Here is a 2690-nt window from a genome sequence, read left to right on the forward strand (position 1 = left end):
CCACCGATGTAGAAGGTATTGCCAGCGCTGGGTATGCAATGAGCTTAAACAAAGACATCGAGTTTTACGCGCCTTAAATAAAATTTGTTCTTTGTGGGTGAGTCTTTACCAAAAAGAGTTGTTTACTGACTTTATTTAATTGTTAATTTTATATTTATCATCAGGTGATTATAAGGTCTATTTGTGAGCCGCTATCAATTATAAGATCTTGTTTCTATTCGCTTAAGCTGGAAATTATTACAGTTTTATGAATTTGCAGGGCCTTGGAATGATCGCCATCTTACTTTTATTATATAAATCATAAGTTTATTGAGTTGTTTCCTTCATATCCTTAGTTTGATTATGCGACAAACAAAAATTATAAGTCGTAATTAATAAAAGGAAATGACATGCAAGTAGGAAATGTTTTAAAAGCGGTGGCTGGTATTGCGATCGCTTCGACCGTTATTGGCTGCTCAGATGACACTGAATATGTGTACCTAGATCCACCAATCGCCGACACCATTGATTTAGGCCCATTTAAGTGTACCGATGAAGAGCTAGCGGAAGATGCAGCAAAAGACTGTCGTTTGTATATTAAAGGTTCTATGAACAGTTGGTCATCTCGCCCAGAAGCACAGCTGCATTATCAAGGCGAAGGGGAATACATAGCCTTGTTTAGCATGCAGCCCGGCGAGTACTCATTCAAAATTTCTGACCCTAGCTGGAGTGCAGAGCGCGATTTAGCGATTAGCGATGAAGCCGATGCTGAGGTCATCTTTGATACGCCTATGGAGTTACAGCGCAAGTATGACGATTTTGGTAATCAAAACATGGATATCGCTGTAACCAGTGATGAAGACCAAGTGTATCGCTTTACCTTAGATTCATCTTCAGGCATCAATAACCCTAGTTTGTTGATTGAAAATATTACCGATACCGATGCCGACAAACTGTCTGAAGCTATGTATATAGTAGGCACATTTAACGATTGGACCGCATCAGATAACGCCGAGTTTACCTATAAAGGTGCCGGTAACTACGAAGCTGAAGTGACTTTTGCTGAGGCTGGTACTGTTAGCTTCAATGTTCATCAAGGCATGGATAAACCGAACGTATATGGCTCTTTAGATAATCAGCCTATTAGCCTAACTGAGGGAGCATCGGCTTTAACCACTTACCCTGGTGGCAAAATGTCTGCTCAAGTTGATGCAGGCAGCTACGTATTCTCGCTGTCTATATTGGGTGATGGACAGTTAGCTGTGCCGTTGTCTATCGCTAAAGTAAGAGCTGTGGTTGGCCACGACACCATTACTGCTGTGAATGTTGCCACTAACATTACTTCCGACGGCAGTACTTTTGCCCAAAGCTATGCTTGGGATGCCGAAGGAGATATGAGCGTGAGCTTGAGCGATGATACAACGCAAACTCAAGCTTCAGTTCGCCAAATGGCGACTGCTGATACCGAAGGTCGCTACACGGTAACGCTTACAACTAACAAAGATCTTAGCTCAGAAGCTAGCGCTAGCCACGATGTTGATGTGATCGAACTAGTCAATGCCAATAACATTGTAATGATGATTGGTGATGGTATGGGCTATCCGCAACTGGATGTTACGCGCGCTTACCAAGGCGAAGCCTTATTCCTTGAGTCAGGCAAGCATCGTGGTGATATTAAAACCGCCAGTGCTGATACCCTCGGCTACGAGAATCTTGCTGAGCTTGGCATGAATTACTACACCGATTCTGCAGCAGCGGCTACCGCAATGGCTACGGGTCGTAAAGTAGTTTCTGGCACCATTGCTCAGGCACGTCCAGGTGACGGTTCAAATTTAGAAACCATTTTGGAATACGCGCAAAGTTTGGGTAAGTCGGTAGGTATTGTCGCTACATCACATTGTGTGCACGCTACCCCTGCCGCTTACGCCTCGCATGGTCCAAACCGAAATGACTTTGTTACCTTGTCTAAAAGCATGTACGGCGATGTTCAACCTAACGTTACCCTGTGTGGCAGCAAGCAAGTAGACGGCGTTGATGTAATTAGTGCTGAAGCTACAGCGGCTGGCTATACCGTCGTCGATTCAAAAACGGCTCTTATTCCTGCTGTGGCTGCTTTACCAGCGACAGATCCGAATGCAGAGATTTTGTTTGCCGGTATTTTTGGTGAAGATGAAATTCCTTATGTATTACCGCTTGGCGATCAGAAAAGCTACGAAGAGCAAGACATTCCTCAGCTGAATGAAATGACCCAAATTGCGATTGAGATTTTATCTAAAAATCCGAACGGTTTTGTCTTAATGGTTGAAGGTTCGCAAATCGACTTTGCTGGTCACCTTAACGACGAAGAGAGAGTGATTCACGAGACCATCGCCTTTGATACCACGGTTGAAGAAGTCGCTAACTGGGCTGAATTACGCAGTGACTCAATGGTCATTGTTACTGCCGACCATGAAACGGGTGGCTTAGCATTAGAAAAAACCAACGGTATTGGCCAAGTGCCAGAAGTCAGTTGGAAGTGGGGAAGCCACACTAATGTAGACGTTCCTATTGCGTCTTGGGGTTTAAATTCACACGCTTTTGTTGGTCGCACTGTAGAAAATACCGCGATTTACAACGTAATGCGCGGCGCCTTAAACGCTGAGTAAATAAGCTATTACCTCTGAACTGTGCCTTGGCATAGTTCAGAGGACTTCAGGTGAACTATGTTACGA

1 protein-coding gene is annotated in these 2690 nt (G+C 44.0%); it reads left to right on the forward strand.

Translation table 11 applies throughout. The annotated features are described in order from the left end of the window. Nucleotides 1-389 precede the first annotated feature (389 nt). Complete coding sequence (locus Q4592_RS21735; protein WP_303516925.1) at nucleotides 390-2624, forward strand: alkaline phosphatase; 2235 nt, start codon at nucleotides 390-392, stop codon at nucleotides 2622-2624. The last annotated feature ends 66 nt before the right edge of the window (nucleotides 2625-2690 follow it).

Source organism: Agarivorans sp. 1_MG-2023 (genome assembly GCF_030548385.1).
Classification (GTDB): domain Bacteria; phylum Pseudomonadota; class Gammaproteobacteria; order Enterobacterales; family Celerinatantimonadaceae; genus Agarivorans.

What these genes read in the sequence shown, in the direction of transcription:
- Q4592_RS21735 (WP_303516925.1), top strand. Translation starts at nt 390, where the DNA reads ATGCAAGTAGGAAATGTTTTAAAAGCGGTGGCTGGTATTGCGATCGCT.